Here is a 13559-nt window from a genome sequence, read left to right on the forward strand (position 1 = left end):
TTCACATCCCCTGCACAGAACAACGGAGACAACACACATGAAGATCGCATTCATCGGCCTGGGCAACATGGGCGGCCCGATGGCCCTGAACCTGCACAAGGCCGGCCACACGGTCAGCGCCTTCGACCTCTCGGCCGAGGCCTGCAAGAAGTTCGGCGCCGAGGGCCTGCCGATCGCCAAGTCGGCCGCCGAGACGGTGGCGGGCGCCGAGGTGGTCATCAGCATGCTGCCGGCCAGCGCGCACGTCGAGGGCCTGTTCCTCGGCGGTGCTGGCAAGCCCGGCCTGCTCGACAGCATCCAGGCCGGCACGCTCGTGATCGACAGCAGCACCATCGCCGCCGCGACCTCGCGCAAGGTGGCCGAGGCGGCCGCTGCCAAGGGCGTCGCGATGATCGACGCGCCGGTGTCTGGCGGCACGGGTGGTGCGATCGCCGGCACGCTGACCTTCATGGTCGGCGGCGAGACGAAAGACCTGGAGCGCGCGCGCCCGGTGCTCGAGAAGATGGGCGCCAACATCTTCCACGCCGGCGCGGCCGGTGCGGGCCAGACCGCCAAGATCTGCAACAACATGCTGCTCGGCATCTTGATGATCGGCACGTCGGAAGCGCTGGCACTGGGCGTGGCCAACGGGCTCGACCCGAAGGTGCTGTCCGAGATCATGCGCCGCAGCTCGGGTGGCAACTGGGCGCTGGAAAAGTACAACCCCGTGCCCGGCGTGATGGAAGCCGCACCCGCCTCGAAGAACTACGCCGGCGGCTTCGGCACCGACCTGATGCTCAAGGACCTGGGCCTGGCCCAGGAGAACGCCACCGCCGTTCGCGCGGCCACGCCGCTGGGCGGCCTGGCGCGCAGCCTGTACGCGGCGCACAGCCTCGCGGGCCACGGCGCGCTCGATTTCTCGAGCGTGCTGAAACTGGTTCAGAAGGCCGACTGAACGGCGCGCCGGCCGCGCTGCGCCATCGCGAGCAGCAGGCCGGCCGCCACGACATTCGCGCCGATGGCCACGAGGATCGGCAGCAGGTAGCTGCGCGTGAGGTCGAAGGCGAAGCCCGCGGCGCTCGGGCCGATCAGCGTGCCGATCGCGACGCTGGTATAGAGGATGCCGATGATCGCGCCGATGTGGCGCCCGCCGAACCAGTCCATCACCAGCGCGGGCAGCAGTGCCACGAAGCCGCCGTAGAACACGCCGTAGGCGAAGGCGAAGAGCGCCAGGCCCCAGAGCCCGCCCGACATCGCCCACACCACCAGCGACAGCGCCATCCCCGCCGACATCAGCGGCAGCGCGTAGTGCCGGCCCATGCGGTCGGCCAGCCCGCCGAGGAAGAAGCGTCCCGCCGTGCTGCCGACGCCGATCGCACCCAGCAGCAGCACCGCCGACGATGCGGCCACGCCGTGGTCGAGCGCGTAGGGCACCAGGTGCACGAAGGGCACGAACAAGCCGAACGAGCTGATCAGACAGGCCGCGTACAGCCCGGCGAACCGGCCCGAGCCCACGGCCTCGCGCACCGAGGCGCCGGGCGGCAGTGCGGTGGACGCGAGCGCCTTTGGCGGATCGCCGTCGGGGCCGAGACCGCGTGTGCGCGGGTCGTTCTCGACCAGCAGCGCCATGCCCACGCCGACCACGGCCGCGAGCACGCCGAGCGCGAGGTAGGCATCGCGCCAGCCCAGCGTGTCGATGAGCCACGAGGCCAGCGGCGGCATCGCCAGCGTGCCGACGCCGATGCCGCTCACGGCCAGCCCCGAGGCGAAGCCGCGCTGGCGCACGAACCAGCGCTGCACCGCGCCCAGCACCGGCACATATGAGGCGCCCACGCCCAGGCCGACACCGAGCCCGTAGGCCCAGAAGATCTGCGTCAGGCTGCGTGCCTGGCTCGCAAGCACCAGCCCGAGGCCCACGAACACCATGCCCGCGATCGCGAGCCGCCGCGCGCCCCAGCGGTCGGCGAGCGGACCGCTGAACACGCCCAGCCCGAAGTACAGGAAGCCCGCGAGCGAGAACACCAGAGATACCTCGCCGCGCGAGGCGCCGAAGTCGTGCTGCAGTGCCTCGAGGAAGGCGCTGAAGGTATAGGCGCAGCCGAAGCCCACGAACATGACGGCGAAGGCGCCGGCGACCACGAGCCAGCCGTGGAAGAAGCGGTGGCGCGGGGGCCGGGCGGTGGAGGTATCGAGCGTGTTCGGGGATGTCATCGGTCAATCCGTGGTGGTGGTCGATCTTCAGGCCGTGCACCCGCATGCACTGGCCGGATTCGGACGTGATCCTCCCGTCATCGCTACTCCTATGGCGTCACAATAACTCGATTCCCGGCAGGCTCTTGAAGCAGCTCTCGCGCGTGACGCGCACGAAGTCGTCCAGCCACGGCCGCGCCGAGGTCGCCTGCGTGCAGGCCATGTAGAGCCGCCCTGTGAGTCCCTTTGCGCCCACGCGGCGCGCGGTGACGTAACCGCGGTCGAGGTAGTTCTGCACCGCCCACAGCGGCAGCGTCGCCACGCCGCGCCCGCTCGCCACCAGCTGCAGCATCGCCACCGTGAGTTCGGTCGTGCGCCGGTGCGCGGGCTCCACGCCGGCAGGCGCCAGCACCTGCCGCACGATGTCGAGCATCTCGTCGGGCACGGGGTAGGTGATGAGCGTCTGGTCGGCGAAGTGGCGTGCCGTGAGGTGGGTCTTGTTCGTGAGCGCATGGTCGTTGGCCAGCAGCGCCACGATCTCGAAGCGGAACAGCGCGTGGTAGTCCACGCTCTCGTCCGGGTCTTCTTCGGAGACGATCGCCACCTCGGCGCGGTTCTGCATCACCAGCGCGATCGGGTCGGGGTGGAAGCCCGAGACGATGTCCAGCTCGATCTCGGGCCAGCGCTGGCGAAAGGCGTCCATCGCAGGCATCAGCCAGTCGAAGCAGGTGTGGCACTCGACCACGATGCGCAGCTGGCCGCTGCGCCCGAGCGCGAGCCGTGCCACGTCGCGTTCGGCCTCCTCGACGAGCGGCAGCGCGGTGTCGGCCAGCTGCAGCAGCCGCAGCCCCGTGGTGCTGAACTGCGGTGGCACCGACTTGCGCTCGAACAGCTGCGCGCCGTAGCGGTCTTCCAGCAGCTTGATCTGGTGCGACAGCGCCGACTGCGTGAGGTTGAGCAGCTGCGCCGCACGCACCAGGCTGCCGGTGTCGCGCAGCGCGGTCAGCGTGCGCAGATGACGGATTTCAAGGATGGACTGCATCATGAAAATGATTCAAGCGAACGGGCAAAAGGTTTCGTTTGAATCATATTCCTCAAACACCGACCATCGACGGTTTCCAAGATCAGCGACCGGATAACCTGCAATGACCACCCGTACCCACATCCTCGGCTTTCCGCGCATGGGCGCCCACCGGGAACTCAAGTTCGCCCTCGAGAAGCACTGGCGTGGCGAGATCGACCATGCCGCGCTCGAAGCCGTCGGCGAGGCACTGCGCGCACGCCACTGGCAGGCGCAGCGCGACGCGGGGCTCGACTTCGTGACGGTGGGCGACTTCGCGTTCTATGACCACGTAGCCAACCACATCCAATTGCTGGGCTGCGAGCCGGCACGCTTCGACTTCAGCGGCGACGAGCCCGAACTGTCGCGCTACTTCAAGATGGCACGCGGCGTGGAAGACGAGGCCGGCCATGTGCACGACGCCAGCTGCAACCACGGCGCCGAAGGCACCTTCGCGTTGGAAATGACCAAGTGGTTCGACACCAACTACCACTACCTCGTGCCCGAGTTCAAGGCCGACACCCGGTTTGCGCTCGCATCGACGCGCCTCTTCGACGAGGTCGCGCAGGCGCATCAGGCCGGGCATGCGGTCAAGACCGTGCTGCTCGGGCCGTTGAGCTTCCTGTACCTGGGCAAGGAGAAGGCGCCGGACTTCGATCGCTTCTCGCTGCTCGAATCGCTGCTGCCGGTGTACGAACAGGTGCTCGGCCGGCTCAAGCAGCAGGGTGTGGAGTGGGTGCAGGTCGATGAGCCCATCCTCGGCCTCGACCTGCCCGAGGCCTGGCGCAACGCCTTCGAGCGCGTCTACTGGCAGCTCGCGCGCAATGCGCCGAAGCTGCTGCTGGCGAGCTACTTCTCGCCACTGTCGGAGAACCTGCGCCTGGCGTGCCAGTTGCCTGTGGCCGGCCTGCATGTCGATGCCGTGCGCGCGCCGCAGGAACTGACCGGCGTGGCCGACTGGCTGCCGGCGCACAAGGTGCTGTCGGTCGGCGTGGTCGATGGCCGCAACATCTGGCGCACCGACGTCGATGCGGCGCTGGACAAGCTGAAGCCGGTGGCCGAAAAGCATCAGGGCGAGCTCTGGATTGCGCCGTCGTGCTCGCTGCTGCATGTGCCGTTCAGCCTCGCGGCCGAGACGAAGCTCGACACCGAGCTGACCTCGTGGCTCGCCTTCGCGATCGAGAAGCTCGACGAGCTGCGCGTGCTGCGCGCGGCTGTCGATGGCGATGAGGCTTCGGTGGCCGCCGAACTCACCGCCGCCCGCGCCGCCGTGGCTGCGCGCCGCGCCAGCCCGCGCGTGCACCGCGCCGATGTGGCGCTGCGCTTGGCGCGCAGCGTGGCCGGCGACGACCGCCGTGTGTCTTCCTTCCCGCAGCGCCAGCAGGTGCAGCGCACGCGCTTCGCATTGCCCGCGCTGCCGACCACCACCATCGGCTCGTTCCCGCAGACCGGAGACATTCGCGCAGCGCGTGCCGCCTTCAAGCGCGGCGAGCTCGATGCCGCCGGCTACCGCGAGAAGATGCGCGCCGAGATCGCACTCGCCGTGCGCAAGCAGGAAGAACTCGGCATCGACGTGCTGGTGCACGGCGAAGCGGAGCGCAACGACATGGTCGAGTACTTCGGCGAACAGCTCGACGGTTTCGCCTTCACGGCCAACGGCTGGGTGCAGTCGTACGGTTCGCGCTGCGTGAAGCCGCCGGTGATCTTCGGCGACGTGGCGCGCCCGGCGCCGATGACGGTCGAATGGACGGCCTACGCGCAGAGTCTCACCAAGCTGCCGATGAAGGGCATGCTGACCGGCCCCGTGACCATCCTGCAGTGGTCCTTCGTGCGCGACGACCAGCCGCGCGCCACCACCTGCGAGCAGATCGCGTGGGCGATCCGCGACGAGGTGAACGACCTCGAGGCCGCGGGCATCGGCATCATCCAGATCGACGAGCCTGCGATCCGCGAAGGCTTGCCGTTGCGCCGCGCGGGCTGGCCGGCGTACCTGAAGGCGGCCACGCGCGCCTTCCGCATCAGCGCCTCGGGCGTGCGCGACGAGACGCAGATCCACACGCACATGTGCTATTCGGAGTTCAACGACATCCTGCCGGAGATCGCTGCGATGGACGCCGACGTGATCACCATCGAGACCAGCCGCTCCGACATGGAACTGCTGCGAGGTTTCGGTGGGGAGAACAACGTGGGCGGCTTCCGCTATCCGAACGAGATCGGTCCGGGCGTGTACGACATCCACTCGCCGCGCGTGCCCTCGGTCGACGAGATCGTGCGCCTCATGCGCAAGGCCGCGCAGGTGGTGCCGGGCGAGAACCTCTGGATCAACCCCGACTGCGGCCTCAAGACCCGCGGTTGGCCCGAAACCGAGGCGGCGCTGTCGAACATGGTCGCGGCCGCGAAGCTGCTGCGCGAGGAGCTGGCGCAGGCTTGAAAAGAGGGCGGGATGGCGGCGTGCCAATAATGCGGGATGTCGCTGTTTTCCCGCCTGTCATCGCCTCGTTGCGTCCTGTTGCTGTCGTTGCTTCTTGCCCCCTTGACGGGGTGGGCGCAGGACCGCGCGCAAGCCTTGCTCCAGTTCGAGGGCGTGCAGGCGCGCTACCAGAACGCCTACGGTCCCGGCGCCGTGTCGCGCGGTGCGCGCGAACTGCTGGAACCGCCGGACCTGGCCATCGCTGACAAGGCCTTGCAGTCGCTCGACGTGGCGGCCGGGCGCGCCTTCGATGTCAATGCCTCGGTCGCCGCGATCCGGCAGGACGTGGCGGCGGCCGGGCAGGGCGCTGCCGCGCCGGGGCCCCAGGTGCTGGAGGCCGTGGCGCGCCTGGCCAAGCTGCGCGCCGACTATGCCGCGATGGACGAAGGCGCCAAGGTGGCCTTCTTTCATCAGCAACATGCGCGACCGGCCGACGCCGCGCGCATCGAACTGCTGTCGCGCATGACGGTGGCCGAGGCGCGCGAGATCGATTTTTCGAGCCAGCTGCTCATGAGCGCAGTGGTCAAGCAGCTGGCGCGCGGCAATGTTGCCCAGTTCAGCTCGCTGCCCGATCGCACGCTCGACACGGCGCTCGATTCGCTGTGGTCGCGCGGTGTCACGTCGCCGCGGCCGCGCAATCTCATGACCGTGGCGCGCGAGTTCGAAAAGCTGGTCACGCAGGCGCTGCTCCTGGCGCTGCCCGACGCCGATGTGGCTGCGTTGCTCGCCTGGCGTAATGAACCGCAGGCCGCAGCCGAGCGCGAAGCGCTGCTCGGCAGCTATCGCGCCGAGGTCAAGGGCAGCGGCGCGGTCGCCATCCGCACGCTGGTGCGCACCTGGGGTCGGCCCTGAGACTTGACGGAAGAGCGCAAAAGTTTGCAGACTTGCAGGGTTTTGTACGAAAAAACGGCGCGCCGACCCCGCATGTCGGAAAGTTCCCCGTGATTGTTTCAATTCCGTGAACACTGCGATTCAGAATGACTGGGGTTTACCCTTGGAATTCGGCGCACACTTCAGGCCATCCAAAGCCCGATCAAGAAGGAATTGAAATGAAGACCTCGAACATCCTCGCCGCCGCCGCTCTGTCCCTGCTCGCCGCCGCTGGCGCCGCCCACGCAGAGACCTATGAAGGCGTGCACGCCGTGACCTCCGGCTACAGCCGTGCCGACGTGGCACCGCAAGCCGCCGCCGCTGCCCGCGCCGGCAACGAATACAGCGACGCCGTGTCGGCCAGCGTGGCCCCCGTGCTGGCGTCGTCGGTGGACCGCGCCACCGTGCGCAGCCAAGCCGTCGCAACGGCTCACGCTCCGGGCCAGAACCTGAAGCGCGAAGCCTTCGTCGGCAGCGTGATCCCCGCGCAAGCCCGCGAATTCACGCGCCAGGCTGGCCTGTGATCGACGGCGGCGTGAGCCGCCTCGGTTGAAAAGACCACCACCCGAAGAAGCCGGACCGTGCGAAAGCACCGTCCGGTTTTTTCATGCCTGTCCGGATCAGGCGCGGCGGTGGCTGCGATGGCAGTGGCAGTCGGGTGCGTGGTCGTCGACGATGCCCGTGGCCTGCATCCAGGCATAGACGATCACCGGGCCGACGAACTTGAAGCCGCGCTGCTTCAAGGCTTTTGACATCACCTCGGACAGCGGCGTCTGCGTGGGCACGTGCCCCGTGGTGTTGACGACCGGCTGGCCGCCCGCCAGGCCCCAGACGAAATCGGAGAAGTCTTCGCCCGCTGCCTGCATTGCGAGGTAGGCCTTGGCGTTGCCGATGGCGGCTTCGATCTTCGCGCGCGAGCGCACGATGCCCGCGTCCTGCATCAGGCGCTCGACGTCGGCCGGTGTGAAGCGCGCCACCGTCTCGGGCACGAAGCCTTCGAAGGCCGCGCGGAAGGCGTCGCGCTTGCGCAGGATGGTGAGCCACGACAGGCCGGCCTGGAAGCCGTCGAGCATCAGTTTTTCCCATAGCGCGCGGCTGTCGCGTTCGGGCACGCCCCATTCGGCGTCGTGGTAGCTGGCCAGCAGCGGATCGGTGCGGGCCCAGGCGCATCGCTGGGGCGAAGAAGGGCTGTCGTCGTGGGGCATGGCTCGGCTATCGTCGGGGGATGTTTTCGGAATGAGGGGGTGACCCTGATGCAGCAGTTTCGTTTTTCATTGTCGGCGCTTTCGCTGGCCCTCGCGGCGCTTGCCGTTGGTGTTCCTGTCGGTGCCGAGACCCTGAAGAAGCCCGCGCTCGACCAGCTCGCCGCCGCCTGGAAGGGCGGCCGCACGGCGCCCGACTTCAAGGCCTTCCTGGTGCAGGCGGCCCAGGCCCAGCCCGGGGTGCAGGCCAGCGTCGCGGCCTACAGCGGCGGCAAGGCGCTGGCGGGCGACGACCTCGTCAACATCGCGCGCCTGCTCGGCCTGTACAACCGGCTGCAGAACCAGAAGGCCGTGATCGCCAGCATCGGCACGATGGTGGCCTTGCCCACGGTGCGCAACGTGCAGGTGCCGCCGCACGAGAGCCCGCCGATGGTCGCGTTCGGCCACCTGGTCGAGAAGATGGCGAAGGACTTCGGGCTCGGCTATCGCAATGTCGACGGGCGCATCTTCGAAGTGACCCTGAAGGGCCGGGGCAGCGAGGAGTTCGGCATCCTCACGCACGCCGACGTGGTGCCAGCCGTGCTCTCCGAATGGGTGCTCGACGACGGTACGCGCCTGGACCCCTTCGCGATGACGCGCGTGGGCGACTTCCTCTACGGGCGCGGCACCATCGACGACAAGGGCTCCATCGCGGCCGTGCTCTACGCCATGAAGGCCGTGAAGGACAGCGGCCTGCCCGTCGAGCGCGGCGTGCGCCTGATGATCGAGACCACCGAGGAAACCGGCGGCGATGCGATGCAGTACTACCGCAACAAGACGCCGCTGCCGGCCTACAACATCGTGCTCGACAGCAAGTACCCCGCGGTCGTGGCCGAGAAGGGCTCGGGCGCGCTGAAGGTGTTCTTCCCCGCGGAAGCGACCGACCCTGCCGCGACGGCCACGACGGCCATCACCGCGATGAGCGGCGCCGCCTCGACCAACGCGATCCCGCAGACCGCGACCGCCACGCTCAAGGGCGGCGACCTCGCGGCCGTGGCCGCGAAGCTCGACGCCGCCAAGGCTGCCTTCGTGCGCAAGTACGAAGGCCAGGGTGGCAAGTTCGCGATCGACATCGCGCGCGGCGCCGAGGCCATCGAACTGAAGGTCACGGGCACCTCGGCCCACGGCTCGCGGCCGGAAGAGGGCGTGAACCCCGTGCCGCGCCTGGCGCTGTTCCTGAAGGAGTCCGGCGTGCCGCTGGCCGCCAATCCCTACCTGCGGGCCGTGCAGTACATCGATGCGCTCTACGGCACCGGCTACCTCGGCGAGAAGATGGGGCTGGGCTACCAGGACGATTTCATGGGCCCGCTCACGATGTCGCCCACGCTGGTGCGCATGGGCGCCGACGGTCGCGTCGAGGTGACGGCCAACGTGCGCATGCCGCGCGGTCGCACGCCCGACGAACTGAAGGCGCAGGTCACGGCGAAGGTGAACGGCTGGGCCACGGCCAGCCAGGTGAAGCTCGAGCTGGCCTACGACCAGGGCAACTGGATGGCGCGCGACCCGAAGGGCGCGTGGCTCTCGACCTTGCTCAACATCTTCGGCGACACCACCGGCCTCGAGGCCAAGCCCGTGCCCACCGCCGGCAGCACGACGGCCAAGCTGATGCCCAACGCGATCAACTTCGGCCCCGCCATGCCCGGCAAGAAGTACACGGCGCACAACGCCAAGGAATACAAGGAAGTGCCCGACCTCGACGCCGACATGCAGATGTTCACCGAGATGCTGGTGCGCATCGGCAACCTGCAGCAGATGCAGTAGGGGCCAACTCCCTGGCGATCAGGACTTCGACTTCGCAAGGGGCACCAGGGGTGCCCCGTTTTTCTTCTTGGACAGGATCTCCGCGATGGTGCGCCGCATCGCGACGAAGCGCTTGGCGGAGGTCGGCGGGGCGCTGAGGAATCCCTTCTTCCTTGCGCCGGCGGTGTGTACGCCGAGCTCACGCCAGATCTTCTCGGCGCCGTCGATGTCGTAGCCCGATGCGGCCACCATGTAGAGGCCGAGGTAGTCGGCCTCCGCATCGAACTGCTGCGAGAAGGGCGACGAGAGCGCTTCTTCCGCCAGCCCGGTGCCGCCCAGGGCGCCGTCCACGATGCCGGCTGCGATGCCCACCGCCCGGGCCTTCCCGCCATGGGACAGCACGCCGTTGGCCAGCTCGTGTCCGAGGATGATCGCCAGGTCGCGGTTGTCGGGAAAAAAGCTCATCAGCGCCGAGTTGACGATGATCTCGTGCCCGTCGTTCTGTGCGTGGACCTCGTTCTTCATCCGGGCAATGGCCGAGTAGTTGCACGCCGCGACGTAGGGCAGGCGCAGCGCCGTCGATTGGCCGTCGCGCTGCACCACAGCCTCCAGCCAGCCCTCGCGCGCTCCGGACTTGGCGCGCACGGCGTCGAGCAGAACGTCGTTGAGACGGTCGATCCCCTTCTCGCCGGCGGGCAGCGGTTTGTCGTTGACCGAGAGCAGGATGTCCCCGGCGCGCAAGGGGGTGGCCGGCGCCTGCTTCCTGTCGAGCGTCCACAGCACGGTCAGCCGGTCGTCCAGGCGCAGGGACTGCTTCGCCGCCGCGCGCTCTTCCTTCTCGAAACTCCACAGGCTGGCGATGTGCGCACCCAGGCTCGCGCGCACGTCGCCGCCGCAGAACGGCGCGCTGTGTTCCATGAGCGGGATCGCCACGTCGTCGAGCCGGCGCTGCAGGGTCATGCGCTGGTTCAGCGACATCGACTGCTGCAGGGCCTGTTCCTGCACGACGTCCGGATCGTCGCTGGACGGCCGGATGGCCGTGGCGCAGGCCGAGAGGGCGAAGGTGGCCGCGATCGACGCGCACGCCGGGAAGAAGGAAAGACGAGGCTTGTTCATCCGCTCAAGAGGCACTGGCAAGCGTTCGCAGCGATGTGCGAACGTGATCCCCTGATTCGATCAGGGCGGGAGGGATTTCTCGACGACGACGGCGGTCGGGATTTCCGGGCAAGGCGAGGTGTCACGCCCGCCCGGCATTGTGGAAGCGCGGGTGCGCCTCAAGCTGAAGATCAGATGAAGGTTGCCTGAATCGCAGGCGCTGCTTGCGCCGCGCGGGGCACGCGTCAGCCCACGTCGTGCGTCAGCCCACGCCGTGCGCCTGCAGCACCGCCTTGAGCCGGCGCACCTCGTGCTGCAGGTCGAGGATCAGCGCGGCGGCATCGAGGTTCACGCCGAAGTCGCGTTCGAGCCGGCGAGCTTCGAGCGCGTGTTGCAGGTCGGCGCTGGAGAACGCCCAGCGCTCGGGGGGGGCGTCGCTGGTGTCGACCTGCACGATGCCTACTTCGACCAGCTGCACGACCCAGGCGGTGTCGGCGCCGCAGGCGTGCGCCAGTTCGTTGGCGGCCAGCGGGTGCGAGACGCCGATGGTGGTGGTGACGGATGAGAAGTTCGCCATGCTCAGACTCCCAGGTGCTGGCGGGGATTGAACGAGGAGGTCGCCTGTGCCAGCTGTGCGTAGGCGTTGCGCGCGGCCTCGCTGTCGGCGGGCGGCAACGCGATCTCGAGCAGCAGGTACAGGTCGCCGGGCGTCTTGCCCGCGAAGCCGCGGCCCTTGAGGCGCAACTTCATGCCGCCGCGCGCATTCGGCGGCACCGTGACCTCGACCACGCCGCCGGTCGGCGTGGGCACCTCCACCTTGGCGCCCAGCGCGGCTTCGGCCGGGGTGATGGGCAGCGTCATGTACAGGTCGCGCTCTTCCACGCGGTAGAGCTTGTGCGGCGCGATGCGTACTTCGAGGTACAGGTCGCCCGCCGGCTCGCCGCCGTGGCCGGGCATGCCTTGCCCCGCGAGGCGGATGAACTGGCCGGGGTGCACGCCGGGCGGGATCTTCACGCTGAGCGTGCGGTTCTCCCACTGCGGATGACCTTGCGCGTCGATCACCTGGGCGCGCAGCGTGAGCTCGCGCTCGATGCCGTTCAGCGCGTCTTCCAGCGTGATCTCGATGGCCGCGTGGTGGTCCTCGCCGCGTGCGCGGTAGTTCTGCCGCGTGGCCCCGCGCCGCTCGGCGTCGCCGAACATCGACGAGAAGAACTCGCTGAAGTCGGCATGGTCGGCCGGACCCTGGCGCGGGCCGCGGTGGAACTCGTAGCCGGTGTCCCAGCCGGGCGGAGGCTGGAAGTCGCCTTCGGGCCGGCCGCCGCGCGCGACGCGGTCGGCCAGCGCGTCGTAGGCGGCGCGCTTTTCCTTGTCGCCGAGCACGTCCTTGGCCTCGTTGATGTCGCGCATGCGCTGCTCGGCGTCGGGCTCCTTGCTGACGTCGGGGTGGTACTTGCGGGCGAGCTTGCGATAGGCCTTGCGGACCTCGTCGTCGGACGCGGTGCGCTCGACGCCCAGTGCGCTGTAGTAGTCCTTGAATTCCATGGTGGGTGGCGATTCCTTTCAGGGACGGCGTACGGGGCAGCCAGGAACCAGGTCAGGCCAGGGCTGCTTCGCCGTCGGCTTGCCGCTGTTGCAGCGGCGTCACGGCCCATGTGGGGCCGGCACGTGTGAAGCGCAAGGGTTGCGCGTTGCCGAAGATGCTCGAATCGACCGTCACGCCCAGCAGCGCGGCCAGCGCATAGAGCGTGCCGCCGTGCGCCACCACCAGCACCGGGGCCGGCTGCGCCGCGAGCGCGGCGCCCAGTGCTGCGCGCTTGCGGTCGACGAACTGCGCCAGCGTCTCGCCGCCTTCGGGCTCGCAGGCCCAGTCGATGTTCGCCGACGAGGTGCCGATGAGCGCGCCGAAGTTGCGCTCGCGCAGGTTCTCGTGCGCGGTGGGCACCAGGTTCAGGGCGCGCGCCACGGTGTGGGCGGTGTCGAAGGCGCGGCGCGCGTCGCTGCACACGATGGCGCCGATCGGCTCGCCGACCAGCAGCTCGGCTGCCTGCAGTGCCTGCTGCTCGCCGAGCGCGCTCAGCGGTTCATCGGGTGCCTGGAAGACGCGCAGTGCGTTGCGCCCGGTCTGGCCGTGGCGCAGGAAGTAGAAGTGATCGCAGGCCGGGGCGAGCGGCTGCTCGGCGGCCAGGCGGATCAAGAGGTCGATGCCGGCCGCGTTGTGGGCGACATGGACGGTGGGGGAGGTGGGTGTGGCCTGGGACATGGCCGCAATTCTGCCGGGGAACGATGGCGCGCCGGTTTCAGCCGAACTTCATGCCCCGCGGCCGGGCCTGCAGCCGGTGGATGTAGGCGTCGAGTTTCGGCCGGTTGGAGCGCCCGCCGAAAGCGCGGTGCCAGATGAGCATCGAGCCGATCATCACGTCGGCTGCGGTGAACTGCGCGCCGAACAGGTAGGGGCCGTCGCCGAGTTCGCGTTCGACGGCGTCCTTGGCGTGCTCGAAATCGGTCCAGCCGCGTGCGCTGTTGTTGGTCTTGATCTTCAGCAGGCTGTCGCCCATGGCGGGTTCGAGCTGCGCGGTCGAATAGACCATGAGCGACAGGTAGCGTCCGCGCTCGGGCGTGCCCACGGCCGGCGCCAGCCGCTTGCCGGGGTACTTCTCGGCGATGTACATGCAGATGGCCGCGTTTTCGAAAAGGCGCGTGCGGCCGTCGACCAGCGCGGGCAGCTTGCCGGCGGGGTTGATCTTCAGGAACTCGGGGCGCTTGTGGGCGCCCTCCTTGATGAGGGTGGGCACGATTTCGTAGTCGACCTCGGCCTCGTCGAGCATCCACTTGGCGACCTGCGCACGGCTGCGTGGGTCGAAATACAACTTCATCGTCATGCGGATCTCCTGGGGGCGTTTGGGGGAGGAAGAGC

Annotated in this window: 13 protein-coding genes; 5 read left to right on the forward strand and 8 right to left on the reverse strand. The window is 68.7% G+C overall.

Annotated elements, in window-relative coordinates; genetic code table 11:
- The first annotated feature begins 37 nt into the window (after positions 1-37).
- Positions 38-934: a 3-hydroxyisobutyrate dehydrogenase gene (gene mmsB, locus D3H34_RS06640; protein WP_119552649.1), complete on the forward strand. Its 897-nt coding sequence runs from the start codon at positions 38-40 to the stop codon at positions 932-934.
- Here the strand turns inward: mmsB and D3H34_RS06645 are convergent.
- Positions 919-2190, reverse strand: coding sequence for an MFS transporter (locus tag D3H34_RS06645; RefSeq protein ID WP_119552650.1), 1272 nt, complete (start codon positions 2188-2190; stop codon positions 919-921). The genes mmsB and D3H34_RS06645 overlap by 16 nt on opposite strands.
- Positions 2191-2287: 97 nt before the next feature.
- Positions 2288-3214 carry a LysR family transcriptional regulator gene (locus D3H34_RS06650; RefSeq protein WP_119552651.1) on the reverse strand — a complete coding sequence of 309 codons (927 nt, stop codon included), beginning with the start codon at positions 3212-3214 and terminating at the stop codon, positions 2288-2290.
- 100 nt (positions 3215-3314) lie between these two features.
- Here D3H34_RS06650 and metE point away from each other — a divergent pair, with 100 nt between their 5' ends.
- The 3 genes from metE (at position 3315) to D3H34_RS06665 (ending at position 7093) form a co-directional block, all read left to right on the forward strand.
- A complete protein-coding gene (metE, locus tag D3H34_RS06655; RefSeq protein ID WP_119552652.1) occupies positions 3315-5660 on the forward strand; it encodes a 5-methyltetrahydropteroyltriglutamate--homocysteine S-methyltransferase in 2346 nt (781 codons plus the stop codon).
- 135 nt (positions 5661-5795) lie between these two features.
- Positions 5796-6551, forward strand: a complete 756-nt coding sequence (locus D3H34_RS06660; protein ID WP_286185486.1) for a hypothetical protein — start codon at positions 5796-5798, stop codon at positions 6549-6551.
- 197 nt (positions 6552-6748) lie between these two features.
- Positions 6749-7093 (forward strand): alpha/beta hydrolase, encoded by a 345-nt coding sequence (locus tag D3H34_RS06665; protein WP_119552654.1) that lies wholly within the window; start codon positions 6749-6751, stop codon positions 7091-7093.
- A 96-nt stretch (positions 7094-7189) separates the two neighbouring features.
- Here the strand turns inward: D3H34_RS06665 and D3H34_RS06670 are convergent, their stop codons facing one another.
- Positions 7190-7774 carry a DNA-3-methyladenine glycosylase I gene (locus D3H34_RS06670; RefSeq protein ID WP_119552655.1) on the reverse strand — a complete coding sequence of 195 codons (585 nt, stop codon included), beginning with the start codon at positions 7772-7774 and terminating at the stop codon, positions 7190-7192.
- A gap of 48 nt (positions 7775-7822) precedes the next feature.
- On the opposite strand from D3H34_RS06670, the gene D3H34_RS06675 reads away from it, so the two are divergent.
- Complete coding sequence (locus D3H34_RS06675; RefSeq protein ID WP_119552656.1) at positions 7823-9571, forward strand: dipeptidase; 1749 nt, start codon at positions 7823-7825, stop codon at positions 9569-9571.
- An 18-nt stretch (positions 9572-9589) separates the two neighbouring features.
- On the opposite strand, the gene D3H34_RS06680 is transcribed toward D3H34_RS06675, so the two are convergent.
- From D3H34_RS06680 to D3H34_RS06700, 5 genes are all read right to left on the reverse strand, one after another.
- A complete protein-coding gene (locus D3H34_RS06680; protein ID WP_119552657.1) occupies positions 9590-10666 on the reverse strand; it encodes a M48 family metalloprotease in 1077 nt (358 codons plus the stop codon).
- 241 nt (positions 10667-10907) lie between these two features.
- Entirely contained in the window at positions 10908-11222 is a 315-nt protein-coding gene (locus D3H34_RS06685; RefSeq protein WP_119552658.1) for a chaperone modulator CbpM, read from the reverse strand.
- 2 nt (positions 11223-11224) lie between these two features.
- Positions 11225-12187 (reverse strand): DnaJ C-terminal domain-containing protein, encoded by a 963-nt coding sequence (locus D3H34_RS06690; protein WP_119552659.1) that lies wholly within the window; start codon positions 12185-12187, stop codon positions 11225-11227.
- Positions 12188-12239: 52 nt separating this feature from the next.
- Positions 12240-12905 (reverse strand): histidine phosphatase family protein, encoded by a 666-nt coding sequence (locus D3H34_RS06695; protein ID WP_119552660.1) that lies wholly within the window; start codon positions 12903-12905, stop codon positions 12240-12242.
- A gap of 37 nt (positions 12906-12942) precedes the next feature.
- Complete coding sequence (locus D3H34_RS06700; RefSeq protein WP_119552661.1) at positions 12943-13524, reverse strand: glutathione S-transferase family protein; 582 nt, start codon at positions 13522-13524, stop codon at positions 12943-12945.
- Positions 13525-13559: the final 35 nt, after the last annotated feature.

The sequence above is a fragment of the Acidovorax cavernicola genome, from assembly GCF_003581445.1.

Excerpts from the sequence above, each read along its gene's own strand:
- D3H34_RS06685 (WP_119552658.1), bottom strand. The coding sequence starts at position 11,222 with ATGGCGAACTTCTCATCCGTCACCACCACCATCGGCGTCTCGCACCCG.
- D3H34_RS06650 (WP_119552651.1), bottom strand. The coding sequence starts at position 3,214 with ATGATGCAGTCCATCCTTGAAATCCGTCATCTGCGCACGCTGACCGCG.
- D3H34_RS06700 (WP_119552661.1), bottom strand. The coding sequence starts at position 13,524 with ATGACGATGAAGTTGTATTTCGACCCACGCAGCCGTGCGCAGGTCGCC.
- mmsB (WP_119552649.1), top strand. The coding sequence starts at position 38 with ATGAAGATCGCATTCATCGGCCTGGGCAACATGGGCGGCCCGATGGCC.
- metE (WP_119552652.1), top strand. The coding sequence starts at position 3,315 with ATGACCACCCGTACCCACATCCTCGGCTTTCCGCGCATGGGCGCCCAC.
- D3H34_RS06665 (WP_119552654.1), top strand. The coding sequence starts at position 6,749 with ATGAAGACCTCGAACATCCTCGCCGCCGCCGCTCTGTCCCTGCTCGCC.
- D3H34_RS06670 (WP_119552655.1), bottom strand. The coding sequence starts at position 7,774 with ATGCCCCACGACGACAGCCCTTCTTCGCCCCAGCGATGCGCCTGGGCC.
- D3H34_RS06680 (WP_119552657.1), bottom strand. The coding sequence starts at position 10,666 with ATGAACAAGCCTCGTCTTTCCTTCTTCCCGGCGTGCGCGTCGATCGCG.
- D3H34_RS06690 (WP_119552659.1), bottom strand. The coding sequence starts at position 12,187 with ATGGAATTCAAGGACTACTACAGCGCACTGGGCGTCGAGCGCACCGCG.
- D3H34_RS06695 (WP_119552660.1), bottom strand. The coding sequence starts at position 12,905 with ATGTCCCAGGCCACACCCACCTCCCCCACCGTCCATGTCGCCCACAAC.
- D3H34_RS06645 (WP_119552650.1), bottom strand. The coding sequence starts at position 2,190 with ATGACATCCCCGAACACGCTCGATACCTCCACCGCCCGGCCCCCGCGC.
- D3H34_RS06675 (WP_119552656.1), top strand. The coding sequence starts at position 7,823 with ATGCAGCAGTTTCGTTTTTCATTGTCGGCGCTTTCGCTGGCCCTCGCG.